At 46.7% G+C, this 14158-nt stretch carries 12 protein-coding genes; 10 read left to right on the forward strand and 2 right to left on the reverse strand.

Features of this window, described 5'->3' with window-relative positions; genetic code table 11:
* The first annotated feature begins 9 nt into the window (after window positions 1-9).
* From L0M98_RS00110 to L0M98_RS00150, 9 genes are all read left to right on the forward strand, one after another.
* Entirely contained in the window at window positions 10-1749 is a 1740-nt protein-coding gene (locus L0M98_RS00110) for a C25 family cysteine peptidase (protein ID WP_227214558.1), read from the forward strand.
* A gap of 33 nt (window positions 1750-1782) precedes the next feature.
* Window positions 1783-4065, forward strand: a complete 2283-nt coding sequence (locus tag L0M98_RS00115) for a zinc-ribbon domain-containing protein (protein ID WP_227214559.1) — start codon at window positions 1783-1785, stop codon at window positions 4063-4065.
* A gap of 33 nt (window positions 4066-4098) precedes the next feature.
* Window positions 4099-4392 carry a hypothetical protein gene (locus L0M98_RS00120; protein ID WP_227214560.1) on the forward strand — a complete coding sequence of 98 codons (294 nt, stop codon included), beginning with the start codon at window positions 4099-4101 and terminating at the stop codon, window positions 4390-4392.
* A 53-nt stretch (window positions 4393-4445) separates the two neighbouring features.
* A complete protein-coding gene (locus L0M98_RS00125) occupies window positions 4446-5642 on the forward strand; it encodes a hypothetical protein (RefSeq protein ID WP_227214561.1) in 1197 nt (398 codons plus the stop codon).
* Between the two features lie 49 nt (window positions 5643-5691).
* Window positions 5692-6603, forward strand: coding sequence for a hypothetical protein (locus L0M98_RS00130; protein WP_176555053.1), 912 nt, complete (start codon window positions 5692-5694; stop codon window positions 6601-6603).
* Between the two features lie 9 nt (window positions 6604-6612).
* On the forward strand, window positions 6613-7860 hold the full coding sequence (locus tag L0M98_RS00135) for a DUF6175 family protein (RefSeq protein ID WP_186975208.1): 1248 nt from the start codon (window positions 6613-6615) through the stop codon (window positions 7858-7860).
* A gap of 29 nt (window positions 7861-7889) precedes the next feature.
* Window positions 7890-9230, forward strand: coding sequence for an LPP20 family lipoprotein (locus L0M98_RS00140; RefSeq protein WP_227214562.1), 1341 nt, complete (start codon window positions 7890-7892; stop codon window positions 9228-9230).
* 11 nt (window positions 9231-9241) lie between these two features.
* Window positions 9242-9799, forward strand: coding sequence for a hypothetical protein (locus L0M98_RS00145; protein WP_227214563.1), 558 nt, complete (start codon window positions 9242-9244; stop codon window positions 9797-9799).
* Between the two features lie 172 nt (window positions 9800-9971).
* Complete coding sequence (locus L0M98_RS00150) at window positions 9972-10319, forward strand: efflux RND transporter periplasmic adaptor subunit (protein WP_227214564.1); 348 nt, start codon at window positions 9972-9974, stop codon at window positions 10317-10319.
* Window positions 10320-10358: 39 nt separating this feature from the next.
* Here the strand turns inward: L0M98_RS00150 and L0M98_RS00155 are convergent, their stop codons facing one another.
* Window positions 10359-10904, reverse strand: coding sequence for a porin family protein (locus L0M98_RS00155; RefSeq protein WP_227214565.1), 546 nt, complete (start codon window positions 10902-10904; stop codon window positions 10359-10361).
* Between the two features lie 34 nt (window positions 10905-10938).
* Entirely contained in the window at window positions 10939-11706 is a 768-nt protein-coding gene (locus tag L0M98_RS00160) for an RNA methyltransferase (protein ID WP_227214566.1), read from the reverse strand.
* 48 nt (window positions 11707-11754) lie between these two features.
* Here L0M98_RS00160 and tamL point away from each other — a divergent pair, with 48 nt between their 5' ends.
* Window positions 11755-14091, forward strand: a complete 2337-nt coding sequence (gene tamL / locus L0M98_RS00165) for a translocation and assembly module lipoprotein TamL (protein WP_227214567.1) — start codon at window positions 11755-11757, stop codon at window positions 14089-14091.
* Window positions 14092-14158: the final 67 nt, after the last annotated feature.

Raw genomic sequence — 14158 nt, forward strand, 5'->3', positions numbered from 1 at the left:
GAAATAACGATGTATTGCCCTGAATGCGGAAATAAAATAGAAGACGGGAACGTGCTTTTTTGTTCGGAATGCGGAACAAAATTGGAGAGGGACGTTCACACGATGAACAAGGATTCCATGGGTTCGTCCTCGTCTAAAGAAGCGGGTATTCATGGATTGCTCTTCACGAATCTGAATTTGCTGGCAGAAAAACTGGATGTTGACGAGCAAAGTTTAACAGCCGTGTTTGACAAATTTATCGTGGAGAAAAGGAAGTGTGGCGTTTCATACAAACTTGTCGATGCCGGTAATTATTCTTACGGGAAGAGCGGTTTTTTCGGGAAGGCCAGAACGGTCAGTTTAAATGCCGACAGTTCGTTGTGGGATTATATGGACATACTGATGGATGTTCATCAACGGGAAGAAGCGGCGGGAAAGGAAGAATCACAATACCTGTTTATTATAGGAGGAAGCGATATTATTCCCATGCCGTGCGTCCGTCATTATATCCCGGATGATAGTAATGATGACAGTATCGATACGGATATACTTTACGCTTATCCCTACGGCAAGGAGATGCTTGCTTTACTTGAAAGTCAGGAGATATTCAAGTACGAACAGCTTTTTTTCGTGGGACGGTTGCCTTTCGGGGAGGATGCGTCATGTGAAGATTTACTCGATTACCTGAAGCGGGATATAGAAAATTCTCACGGTATTCCGATGATCGCGGCTTACGGGCAATGCGATCCTAACTGGAAGAATGTGTCCGTCCGCGTGGCGGGTGATCTTTTGAGCGGTAATTATTTGCGTAATTTCGACGGTCGTTTGCCGGCTGATTGTTATTATAACCGGCTTATTCTTTCTCCCATGGTTATGGAGGAGAATGTCAGCCAAGTTTTCCACGCGGGAGCTTCTTTGTATTATTATAACCTTCATGGAGGGGAAGGATTGGAGTCACGCGGTTATTTCGGAGCCATGCTTCATAAAAGCGGGGAGGGAGCTTATCCGGTCATCGAGCCGGAACACATGATGACTTGTCTGGCTCCTAATATCGTTATCAGCGAGGCTTGTTACGGGGGACGTTTTATCGGGTTGGATAGGTATCACAGTATGTTATTGGCCTCGCTCTCCGCGAACACGTTGGCTTTCGTGGGTTCGTCGCGGGTGGCTTGGGGTTCCGTGGATTCTTTGAACGCAACTCCTTCCACGGTTGCTTTGTGCGAGGCGGATATCATCGCCAGTTGCTTCATGAATGCCGTTTTGCAAGGATATACCGTGGCGCAGGCATTGTTTATCGCGCGTAGTGCTTTGTTGCAGGGAACCGATCAGGGCAGTTTATACTCGGCTTTGACGATCGTGGAATTTAATCTTTTCGGGGACCCGACTCTCTCGATGAATTTTTACAAGGGGGGAAAGTCAGAGGGCGAAAGGCTTGGGAAGAAGGCTCTGGTTCCCGAAGACGCTAAAATCGGGTGTACTGTCGAGAGAATTAAATCGGGGAATAGGAGCGGTTCCATTCTGGAACAGGTGCGCAGTGCCGTTGATGGTAATATTCTCCAAATTCACACGATGATAAATCAATACCTGAACGCGAATTATGGCGTGGTACCGCGTGAGGTTGACGGGATTTTCAAGGTGCGATATAAAGACGGGCGGGAAGAATTACAGTTTAATTATGACATGGAGGCTCAAGAGGGAAAAATACCTGCCCGTTATGTCATAACGACCACTGTCGGCGGGGAAATCAAGCGTGTTTACACGGCAAAATGAAATATTTAAAATAAGATTGTAAAACGAAATATTATGAATTGTCCTAAATGTAATACAGTCCTTCGTGCGGGTGCAAAGTTTTGCACTTCTTGCGGACAGAAAATAGAGGCCTCGATGGAATGTCCTCAATGTAGTGCTCCCTTGAAACCGGGGACCAAGTTTTGTACCAAATGCGGCCATCGAATGGTTCCGGCGGAAAAAGCACCGGCTTCACCGCAACCGGAAGCGTCCGACTTGAATACGGTGAAGGGGCGTATTTATTGGAATATACAACCGGGGCAAGTTGCCCGGGTGATCAGTGAGGCGGAATTTGACTCTTATAATAAGATTCAAGGCATTATCATACCGGAAGGAACAACAGCATATATCCGGGCTAACGGGCGCACTATCGCTTCTATCAGCGGCGGTACTTATGATTTTACGGGTTCATCGGAACAAGCGATTAATAATGCGGGAAGAAATTTGCGGAAAGGATGGGAATTTATTGTCAATTTATTTAAAAGCCGCAAGCGGGAGGAGGGAGATAAGACCGGGGAGGAACTTTACCGGCAGCAGCAGAATGTGATTCAAGAAAACGCGAAGCGGGGAGCGGCTTTTTCAATTATCATTTTGTTGGACAAAGCATTTCCGCTTCTCATCGGTTCCAAACAGCAGCAGATTGACGGGTACAAGGATTTTACCCCGATGAATATTCAGACCCGGTATCTCGATATGGAATTGGGCGTGAATGCCTATTTCAAGATTTCAGACCCGGAACGGTTTATCATTCACTATTTGACGGAGCGGCAGGTGCTGAACACGGCGTTTATCGTGGACGAGATAACCGATACCGTCCGTACGGTACTCCAAGATGCGTTGTATGACGTGGAACTCTCTTCCAATCGTATCCCGAAGGAACTTCACTCGATGTTAAAAGACAAGATTAACGCGGTTGCCGCCGAGGCGTTCTTCGGTGTGTCGGTCGTGCGTATCGTGGAGATTTCGGCGGCGAACGAGGATTTGGAGCGTTTCAGGGCGTTGAGTCGTGAATTGTATCTTTCAGAGAAAGAGTTGGATTACCTGCGTCGTTCCAATGAATTCAAGAATAGATTGTCCGATACCGTGAACGCACAACGGTTGCATGAAGCCTCGTCCGATTTGGATTTGGACAAGCAATTGGAAGTGATCAATCATGACCGGTTGTTGCACGAGGATGAAGTGGAAAAATTCAAATATTTCCTGAAAAACGAGCGTATCGTGCGTGAGGCGCAGAATGATGACGAGCGTAACGCGGCTTTAGCGGAATTGGCCAAGACGGGCTTGATCCGTGAAGATGAAGTGTATGCGCTTCAGGATCAGTTGCAAACGAACAGCTACCAGCGGGGGATGGCATTCCAGATGATGCAACTTCGTGACGGTATCGAGTTCGAGCGTGTTCGTCTGGAAGGTGAAGCTGACAAGGCGGCAGTGATTATCAAGAAGGAACTCGAGTTGACCGGTTTACGTGACGATTATGACGACAGCCGTTTCTATAAAGAAGTTGAAAAACAGCGTACGCTTGCCGAAACTAATTTGGATTTGGAACAGCGTAGCCGTGATATGGACTATCAGGATGTCAAGCGTATGCACGATATGGAACGGGAGGATGACGATACCCAATTCCAACAGTTCATGGCGATGCAAAAGGGGGAGGAAGAAGGAAAAGAAAATCAGCGCCGGCATGAGGCGGAACTGGAACAAACGCGTTTGAAGAGTGCCGAGGAGTTGGAACGTCTGAAGTGGGAGAACTCTAAGGAACTTTCTGACGAGAAGGTGTGGGCGTTAAGCGGTGGCGATGCTGCCGTGGCGTATGCCGAGAACAGGTATAGCGCGGATGCCGAGCGGGAAGCGAGCGAACGTCTGGAAGCCCAACGGCGCGAGTTGGATGCGCGTCTGGAAGCGGAACGCGCGTCCCGTGATGCCGAGTACCGGGATAATCAGAGTCAGATGTTCGGGATGATGCGCGACATGATGGCTATGACCGGGGGTATTCAAGCCCAGAAAGCGGAGGATCGGGATAGCCGGACACGGGAAAAGATGGAGGAAAAAGACCGTCAGTTGCGTGAACGCGATGAGCGTATTCTGCGGCAGGAGGGACGGATGGATACGGCTTACGACCGTGCGTTGGATTATAGCACCCGCGGTAACGCGCCCGCTCACCCGCGGCAGAACGCGGAGTCGGAACAGGTAGCACGGCAAGCGGGAGCGAAAACGGTTGCTTTTGTCGTGTGCCCGGAATGCGGGAAGCAGTTGGAAGCCGGAATCAAGTTTTGCGAGGATTGCGGAGCCGAGGTATAGCAAAAGAATTTCTCATTTCAAAGAGTTAAGGATATGATAATAATTCATGGAATCATAGAGTGTCGTTTGCAGCATGTCGGGTCGAAGTCGGAAGGCGTGAGAGCGGTTCTGAAAGGAGATGACGGCAGGACGTATAAACTCTATCGGGTTGGCATTTTACCTGCCGGGGATCCTTTTTTTATCCCTTATGACGGGATGCGGGTCGGGATTTCCGGAAATGCGGAGGAAGCGACAGGGAGTTTTTGTGTAACATCTATTCTATTGGATGACGGAACGGAAGTTTTTTCGCAACCGGTAGAACCTCCCGTTGCCGACGAGTCTGTTTAGTCCTATGTGCTGTACGAGTTTAAAGAAAAAAAATGAATTAAAAATACGAGATTATGAGCAAAAAGAGATATTGTCCGGAATGTGGTCAGGTAATGGAAACGGATGAACGTTTTTGTCAGGATTGCGGGGCAGAGGTACCGTGTGATCCGGATAAAGACCGTGCCGCGGCGGAGGCGGTTTTGAACGAGGTTAAGCCTTCGGACACGGAGGGATCTATCATCGGCGCGGGGGCGCGGGCAAACGTTACCGGGGGCATCAATAAAACTTCAACTACACATACTAATGTCAATACCTCCCATGTGGATAATTCCGCTACCGTCCATAATAACACGACGATAGTGATGGGAAAGGGGGAGATTGAATATTGTGAGGTATGCGGGAATCCTTTCGGGGAGAAACACGCTCGTTGTCCGAAATGCGGCAAACAGATATGTTTTGACTGTAAGGTGAAGAACAAGAATCGTTGCGTGGAGTGCGAGAAAAAGTCCGTGAACGAATACAGTGTCGCTTTTCAGCAATTGCTCTTGACGACGAACGGGAATATTGGTATTGCCGGACGGCAGATGATGAATCAGAAGGCGAGAGAGTTGGACGTGGAGGACTCGAAAGAGGCTATCGAGGAGGAGATGAATGAATTGTACAAACCGGTGGATAAGGCTGTACAACCCTTGGTTGGGGGTGCTGCAACATTCACGGGACAATCCGTTCAGCAAGCGGAAATAGCCGGAAAAGGCGTGGGAGCTTTAACCGGGGACAAACCTCTTCAGCCTCGTTCGACAAGCAAAGGGAAAAACAAGTGGCTTCCTGCGGTTGTTATCGTGTTTGTCGTGATTGGCGTTTTTTTCGTTTTTGGCAAGAAAGATAATTCTTCCAAAGAAACGGCTTCTGTTCCCCCGACGGAACAAAAACAGACGGTTTCTAAACAAGCGGCTCCGGCTGCGGAACAGAAAGCCGCACCACAGGTCACAACTCCGGCGAAAACGGAAAAAACGGCGGTAAAGGCTGAACAACCCGTGGTGGCGAAGAAAGATGCTGATTATGATGCGGGAATGGCGGCTTATGATAAGAAGGAGGGGATTGAAGCCATTCGCCTTTTCAAGAAATCCGGCAGTGCGACGTCTTATTATATGCTGGGTAGGATTTATGAAAGCGGCTGCGGTAAAGTGGCTGCCAACGCAATGATGGCACGGCAGAATTTTAAGAAAGCTGCCGATATGGGAAATGAAGACGCGAAAGCGAAATTGAAATGAAAATAAAAAAACATATTAATAGAATTTACTAATGACTAAAATTGGCGCTATGTTAAAAATTGTTTTGAGTGTTGCCTTGTTCTGTGTTGTAGCAATTGCAGTTCAAGCTCAGGAAGTTAAGAAACCGCGTTTGTACGTGGAGTATTTCACGGAAGCGAATGGAGTATCGAAAGCGGACGGCGATAAAGTTCGTCAGGCGGTGATTGATGCCCTCAGCAAGACAAAGCGTTTCGAGTTGGTAGACCGGGATGTTGAAAGCTCTCTTAAAAAGGAAGAGGAACGCCGTTCCGACGAGAAAGCGATGGGAGATGAAAAAGCCCGTACACAAACCATGTCTGCCGCCGCCCATGATTATATCTTGAGCGGGAATGTATTGGGGTGTTCCGTGAAATCCGAACAAAAAGACGGCAAGACGATGTACACCTGTGTTTTGAATTATTCTGTCACGTTGACGGAAGTTACCACGTCAACGACTGTTGCAACCAAAGCGTTCGATCATTCCCCTTCGGGGATAGGCGGTACCGTGGGTAAACTTTTGGATATGTCGGATTCGAAAGAAAAGGCAATTGCCGGTGCCGTTAATATGATTTCCAGTGATATTCAGGATTTCCTGATCAAGGAATTTCCGTTGGAAGGTACAGTTATCCCTTTGGACTATGAGGTGAAGAAGGACAAAATGGTAAAGTGTTACATTGATTTGGGGGCTGAACACGGGGTTAAGAAGGGAGATTATTTTTCCGTTTTGTCGCCCAGCGTAAGAGCCGGTCGCACGACTTACAGCGAAGTGGGGCGGTTAAGAGTGGAAGAAGTGGTAGACGGAACCATGTCGCAGTGTAAGGTGGTGCAAGGGGACAAGCGAGTGTTTGCCGCGATGGAAAGTTTTCAAGCACTGGATGAAGCGGCACAGAAGAAACAAGCTCTAAAGATTAAATCTACGGTGGCGCCTTTATTATCATTTTAATAGTCAGCTATGAAAAAAATAATTAGCCTATTTTGTGTACTATTATTCGGGGGTGTAATTTCAGTAAAGGCTCAGGATTATCTTCAGATTGTTTCTTTGGAATCGGATAACGGGACACAAGCTGTTTTTTCTTCCGCGGGGGCGGCTGAGAATAAAAAAGGGATTGAAACAGACGCTATAAAATCACTTATCTATACCTTGTTTTTTCAAGGTGTAGAAGGTGTTAATGACGGGAAACCTTTGGTTAGCAAGCCTAACGAGGCCTATACCAATTCGTTTTTTAATAATCAGGCGCGCTACGCTTCTTATGTGGCGCGTACCGAAGAGGCTGTCAAGGCCGCGAAGATTGGCGGACGTTACCAAGGGACGACGCGTGTCACGTTGCGCCTTCGCCAATTGATAAACGACGTGAGGAAGAACACGGGTTATGACCAGATGGTGGCGGAAACTCCTAAACCCCGCCTGCCTAAACCCACAATCATTGTTGTTCCTTACAAGAAGGAAGGCGAAAGTTTTCAAAGCATACTGGAGAATGACTATGATCTTCGTGTCGCCGTGGCTGCCGTGCAGAAAGGGTTTGAAGATTGTGATATTAAAACGAGGGATTTGCAGGGGACTATCGACGCGATGAAACGGCGTATGCAATACGAGGACAATGCCGGTGCGGCGGATTCCAATGATAAGCAGCTTTTGCTGTCGTCGGGTGCGGATGTGTATGTCACCGTGGATATGAAAAAGGATGTCACGGAACAGGATGCCCGCGTATCATTGATAATGAAGGCTTACGAAACGGCAAGCGGAACTATCTGGGCATCGGAAGACGGGTGGACGAATCGTTTCCGTACCAGAGCCACGGATGTTTTGTGTTCTCATGCCGTTAAGGACAATCTTCCGAAGTTCTTGGAACAGATTGTTAAGAATTATTCTCAGCCGGCACGTGTCGTTTTGCAAATATCCATTAGCGGAAGTTCTATAAGTTCCTTGAACGATGCTTCCTGCTCTAATGGAGAGCGGATTTTGGATTTTATCCAGAATTGGTTGGATCGTAACGCTTTTGAAGGGGATTATCATATGCAGGGTATTATGGGAGAGTCGGCTATATTTGATTATGTCATGATTCCTATGCAAGACGAGAACGGTTACAAAATGACCGCGGACAAATTCGCCGGTCAACTGGGACGGCAACTCAAAGAACAGGGTGTTTCCGCCTCTTATCGTATCGAGGGCGGCACGATTTTGCTGATGCTGGATTTGTAGAGAGTAATAACAGTTAAAAGAAAAGGATTATGCGAAAGATTATTTTAAGCTTGTTGCTTTCCGTGTACGGTGTTTTTCAAGCCGGAGCGCAGGAACCCGAATGGGTAAACAAGCGTCCGACTTCGCCGGATATGTATATCGGCATAGGCATGGCATCGCTGACAGAAACCGACTACATGAAAAAGGCCACTCAAAATGCTCTGTTGGACATTGTTTCACAGATAGCGATAAAACTTGAAAATAATTCTTTTTTACATCGGGTGGATGTAGACGGGAAGTCGCGCGAGATGTTCGAGGACAAGATTCACGGTTCGCTGGTGGCTTGGATAGAAGGGCAGGAGTTGAAGGATACCTACCAATCCGGACAAAAATACTACGTGTATTATGTTCTGGATAAAAACGTGTATGCCCGGAAGGCGGAGGAACGCAGGCAGCAGGCGATAAAAACGGGTATGGATTACCTGCAAAAGGGACGTGCCGCGGAAGAAGCCATGAATCTCACGCAAGCCGTCCAGCTTTACGGTAAAGGACTTGAAGCCGCGGAACCGTGGGTGTTTATGGATTTGACGACGGACGAGGGGGGAAGGTCTGTAAATGTTCCCGTTGAACTTTACAATGCCTACATGAATGTATTCAGCGGTATGGCTATTACCACGAATGTCGTTCAAGTGGAAGGGGAGGCTTTCAAGGCGGTTGCTGAGCCTATTGCCGGGTGTCTTTCAAAGAATGGCGTTGTTGTTCCCAATGTGAAGTTGAAAGCGTCGTTCGTGTCCGGTAGCGGTGCCGTGTCGCCTGCCATACAGACGGATCACACGGGGACGGCTGAATTTTACGTGACGAATATCACGTCTAAAGAAGATGTGCAGGAGTTACGCGTTTCTATTGACGAGTCGTTCACGGACGCTCTTCCTGCGGCGTATCGCCGGCTGTTACAAAATCAAACGTGGCCGGCTGCCAAGGTTTCTATTCTGTTGAAAAGTGCCCCGATCACGGCTTACTTGTATGTCAACGATAATGACTTGGAAGGATGTGAACGCCATATCAGCAGTTTATTGACCAACAATTATTTCACGCTGTCGGAAGACCCGGATGCTCCACAATGTTTTGTCGATTTGTCAACAAAAATGGAGATGGGGGAAACGGTTACCGGTGGTATTTATGATTTGAACGCGTGTTATTGTACACTCGTTCTCAAGATTTATAATAACAAGAATCAGCAGATGTTACTAAACTATTCGGTGAATCGCGTGAAAGTTCTGGTACCTATCAGTAAGTCTGCGGAAGAAACTATTTCAATGTGTGTGCGGGAAGTTATGAAACGTGTCAACCGTGAATTACCGGACCGGATTAAAAAATTAAAAATCAATTAAAATGTAAGATTATGAAACATTATGCCTTGTGGGTAATATTTTTAGTTCTGTTTTTCTCGTTAGTCGGTTGCGGCTCATCGAAGAAAGTACAGGAAACATCTCCCGTATCCACTTTTATCATGCCCGGTTCCGAATATGTCAGCGGCAACGGTGTGCTTCGCGGATGGGGTTCCGGGAAGTCCGACAGCGAGGCTTCTGCCCGGAAGAAAGCACAGATGATGGCTTCCGCTGAATTGGCCGCCATGTTGTCTAAAACCGTGGAGGCTACCGTTGAAGAATACACCACGGTGCTGTCCGAGGGGTTGTCGTCCGCGTCCAAATCTTTGCTTCAGGATAAGACGAAAGTAACGGTGAAAAAGACTTTGGTGGGGGCTACTATTGTATTCGACCGTTGGACACAGGATGAGCAAACCGGACAATACACGAATTATATTGTTCTGGAACTGAAAGGAGCTGAATATTTGGATGCTCTTTACAAGGAATTAGGCAAAAATAACGAGGATTCTATTGATAAAGAATTGTTGCAACGCCTTTTCTTGAAGTCTATTGACGAAAACGCGAAAAAGTAAAATATTTCCCTTGCCCGGAGAAAAGAAGGGCAGGGGGACTATAATTGGTTTACGAGTCTACCGTGGAGATTACTTCGTTGATACGCAAACAGAATAACTATAGTATTAGCAACTGAAGCGTAAGTTCGAGAACAAGCAAAGTGCCTCTCGATCGGAAATCTGGCCGTTGGAATTGGATTACAAGATAGCCAGATCGGTGAATAACGGGATTATCAAGTTTGTCGTGTTCCTGACGGAGCATAACAACACCCGTTTGCGTTCCGGGCTGAAAGTAGATGTACATGTTACCCACGCCATGAAAGACGACGTGTTACGGATCCCGACGGGAGCTTATTACATGGGTAAAGGCGATTACGATATGTGGGTAGTGAACGGCGACCGTGCCGAGAAGCGAAAAGTAGTGTTGGGAGAGAGTGGTTTTGAACACGTGGAGGTCGTGCAGGGACTGACTTCGGGAGAGAAAGTGATATTGTCGGATATGGGTAGATACCGGGATAAGGAGGTGTTGTATATAAAATGAAGGAGTGTAAAAACACTCCTTCATTTTATATACAGTTTATTAAATAATCTTGAATCCAAGAGTCAAGTTCCATGATTTCGGGGCTTTGATGCCGTCACCGAATTTCTTTAAACCGAACTCGTAGTCAATATCGAAAGTAACTTTCCATACATCTACACCGGCGCCGACTTTACCGTTCCACATCATCTTGTCGGTGTCAAACATATCTTTTTTAAGTTTTTTTGTTGTGAAAGAGGCTACCGGACCAACGAATCCGCGAAGTTTGAAGATCGGGAGTTCTAGTATATGGTAACCGACCAAAACCGGAATGTCAATAGAGCTGTATTTGAATTTCCCGATATTTCCGGCGGTAACTTTACTTTCCTTGTGAGCGAAGTTTAAAGCCGGTTCCAGATAAATACTTCCGAAATTGATTCTGGCAAAGGCACCGATCATGTATCCGCCGTGAGAATCTACTTTCAAGTGTTTTGCCTTGATTTTCGTGTCGTTCCAACCGCCGTGGATACCCAGACTGATAGGGAGGGATTGAGCCATGGTAGTTAAACCGATAAGGCTGAAGAACGCTAAAATTACAATCTTTTTCATACTGTTCTTTTTTGTGTGATTAAATAAATTGTTGCTATTTATATTCTATCCGTTTAAATTCCGAGAGGATGATGCCGGTGGCAACGCCCACGTTCAGGGATTCCGTCGAATAGGGGCTGTGTGCAAAGCTGGGGATTGTTATTTTTCGGGTAACAAACCTTTCTATTTCGGGACTGATACCGTTCCCCTCGTTTCCCATGACGATAAATCCTTTCGTTCGAAGTTCAGTCCGGTAGATGTTTTCTCCTTCCAGAAACGCCCCGTAACAGGGGAAATCCTGATCCACGAATCGCGGGATAAATTCAACAAGATTCAAGTAGAACACGTTCACCCTGAAAATTGCACCCATACTCGCTTGAACGGATTTCGGGTTAAAAATGTTCGCGCAATCATGGTCACAAAACACGTGCCTAACTCCAAACCAATCACTCAAGCGGAGAATCGTGCCGAGATTACCGGGATCTTGAATACCGTTGAGCACGATGCTAAGCTCATTTTTTATTTCTTCCGGCGAGTGTTCTTTGACCGGAATCTGTGCCAAAGCGATTACTTCGGGGAGGGATTTGAAGTTGGAAACTCGTCCCATTTCAATTTCGTTGACCTCTATCGTATTGTATGACTGTGCTTTTTGCCTGTTGCGTTCAATCCACGAGGGACGGGCGATCAAGGTGTCAACCTTCATGTCGGAAAGGAATAATTCCTGCACGAGTTTTTCACCCTCTATTTTGAACAAATTATATTTTTCCCTGAATTTCTTTTTTTCAAGGTTTTGGATTATATTTGTTAAGTGTTTACTAAGCATACTTTTCAAGTTTGCTGATTAGAATTAAAACACAAACATAGTATTTTTTTGAGATTTTTGAGCATGCGTGGAGCGTACAAGATAAGTTTTATTCTTTTTATATTCTACTTCCTGTATTCGTGTTCCCCGACGAAGTATGTCGGGAAGGATGAGTATTTGTTGGATCACGTGAAGGTGAAAGTGGATGATTACAAGCTGAATAGGAGTGATGTGAGGCGGAGTATACGACAAAAACCGAACACCCGGATTCTGGGTACCGTGCGGTTCCATTTGGGGCTTTATAATTTAAGCGGACGGAACGAAAAAAAGAAATTTAATCAATGGTTGCGTCGTATCGGGGAGGCTCCCGTGATTTACGATCCCTTTTTAACGAAACGGAGTGTCGAGCAAATAGAATTATTCCTTCACAATAAAGGATTCTATCAAGCGGAAGTGCATGATACGGTGTATTACAAGAAGAAAAGGGCGAACGTGGAGTATAAGGTGAAAGTCGGTCCCGTGACCTCGATCGAGAGTATAAAATTTGATGCCCCCGAAGGACGGCCGGAAAATCGGATAGCGGAAGAAAGCGGTTTAATGGCGAATTACCGGAGAGACACGGTGAACACGCTGTTGGAGAAAAATGCACCTTTGGATTTGGACGTGCTGGACGACGAGCGGGAAAGGATCACGAAAGCGCTTCGGGAAAAGGGGTACTTCAACTTCTCGAAGAATTTTATTCGTTTTATGGCAGACACGTCGACTGTGAAAAAAGAGAATATGGCAAAAGTCTTCGTGCGTATTGTCGAGAATGCCGTGGACAGTAATGCCTACAAGCGTTATTTCGTGCGGAATATCAGCGTCAACTTTGACTATGATCCTCTCGTGAGCGCGGAACAGGTTGCTGCGACCTATAATTCATTGGTATATAACGGGTACACGATATTGTACAAGGATAAGTTGAAAATCAAGCCGAAGATGATTATCGAGACGATACAGTTGCAGCGAATGGAATTGTACGATGCGCAACGGGTGATTGATACTTACGTGCGTTTACAGGCGTTGAATCTTTTCAAGCTGGTGAATATCGACTTCAAAGAGGTGGAATCCGACGGGGAGGTGAAAGCGTTGGATTGCACGATACAGTTGTCCCCCGTGAAAAGACAGTCATATAACGTGTTCTTGGAAGGAACTCATAATTCGGGTAACTTGGGAGTCGGGGGAAACTTCACGTATAACCATCGTAACGTGTTTCGGGCGGGCGAGAATATCTCTGCCAGCGTGTGGGGAAGCCTGCGTAAGGAGCAAGTGAACGGGGAGGGAAAATTATTTAATACCACGGAGATCGGGGCGGAATTGAAACTCGTGACGCCGCAGTTCTGGATGCCTTTCTTGCGGATGAAAGATTTCCGTCGGAATTATGCCCCGAAGACGTCGATATCTTTCTCTTACAGTTATGAATACACGCCTTATTATACCCGTTCGATTGCCAACGCCCGGTTCGGTTACTTGTGGCGGAAAGCGGATAAGAAATGGCGGTATAATTTTGATTTGATCGATTTGAATTACGTGTTGATGAAGGATGTCGACAAGAGTTTTATCGACGGGCTGAAAAACGAGTATATCAAGAATGCCTACACGGACCACATGATTCTTTCGGCCGTGTTCTCCGCGACCTTTACCGATCAGCTTCTGAACGCGAAAGCAATGAATTATAATTATTTTCGGGTGAACGTGGAAACTTCCGGTAACGTGTTGAACGTGATAGATCGCCTTTCCGGCGGCAAGAAGACAGGTGAGAGTCTGGACGAGAAATATTATAAGTTGTTGGGTGTACGGTACGCGCAATTTGTCAAATCGGATGCCGAATACCGTTACAATTGGTATATCAACCGGGCGAACTCCCTCGTCGGGCGTTTCTTTGTCGGTTGCGGTTACCCGTACGGGAACATGAAAGTGTTGCCTTTCGAGGAGGCCTTTTACGGGGGAGGGGCTAACGATATGCGGGCTTGGCAGGCTCGGACACTGGGACCGGGGTCATATCTGGCAACGGAAAAGTACCCGAATAGCGTGGGGGATTTCAAGTTGGCAGCCAATATCGAGTATCGTTTCAAATTACTTTGGCTACTGGAGGGTGCTTTGTTCCTCGATGCCGGAAACGTGTGGAATATCAACCCGAAAGAAACCCGTCACGGTGCAAAATTGAATTACAATTTCTTCAACCAGATAGCGATAGGTACGGGAGCCGGATTACGATTGAACGCTAATTTCTTCCTTCTGCGTTTCGACTTGGGTATAAAACTGAAAGATCCCGCGCTCCCCGCCGGACAGCGTTTCGTGTTGTTTAACTCGGGCGGAGGTTTCCGTCGTTCGGTATTTAATGTGGCAATCGGGTATCCGTTCTAGCAGGGTAAAAGCGTTTTAACGTATTTGCCCTGTGGCGTTTGGTAAATTTGTAAATTATACCGATATT

It is taken from the genome of Butyricimonas sp. DFI.6.44 (assembly GCF_022132345.1).
Classification (GTDB): Bacteria; Bacteroidota; Bacteroidia; order Bacteroidales; family Marinifilaceae; genus Butyricimonas; species Butyricimonas muris.

Excerpts from the sequence above, each read along its gene's own strand:
- L0M98_RS00155 (WP_227214565.1), bottom strand. The coding sequence starts at position 10,904 with ATGAAAAAGATTGTAATTTTAGCGTTCTTCAGCCTTATCGGTTTAACT.
- L0M98_RS00140 (WP_227214562.1), top strand. The coding sequence starts at position 7,890 with ATGCGAAAGATTATTTTAAGCTTGTTGCTTTCCGTGTACGGTGTTTTT.
- L0M98_RS00130 (WP_176555053.1), top strand. The coding sequence starts at position 5,692 with ATGTTAAAAATTGTTTTGAGTGTTGCCTTGTTCTGTGTTGTAGCAATT.
- L0M98_RS00115 (WP_227214559.1), top strand. The coding sequence starts at position 1,783 with ATGAATTGTCCTAAATGTAATACAGTCCTTCGTGCGGGTGCAAAGTTT.
- L0M98_RS00110 (WP_227214558.1), top strand. The coding sequence starts at position 10 with ATGTATTGCCCTGAATGCGGAAATAAAATAGAAGACGGGAACGTGCTT.
- L0M98_RS00120 (WP_227214560.1), top strand. The coding sequence starts at position 4,099 with ATGATAATAATTCATGGAATCATAGAGTGTCGTTTGCAGCATGTCGGG.
- L0M98_RS00125 (WP_227214561.1), top strand. The coding sequence starts at position 4,446 with ATGAGCAAAAAGAGATATTGTCCGGAATGTGGTCAGGTAATGGAAACG.
- L0M98_RS00160 (WP_227214566.1), bottom strand. The coding sequence starts at position 11,706 with ATGCTTAGTAAACACTTAACAAATATAATCCAAAACCTTGAAAAAAAG.
- L0M98_RS00135 (WP_186975208.1), top strand. The coding sequence starts at position 6,613 with ATGAAAAAAATAATTAGCCTATTTTGTGTACTATTATTCGGGGGTGTA.
- L0M98_RS00145 (WP_227214563.1), top strand. The coding sequence starts at position 9,242 with ATGAAACATTATGCCTTGTGGGTAATATTTTTAGTTCTGTTTTTCTCG.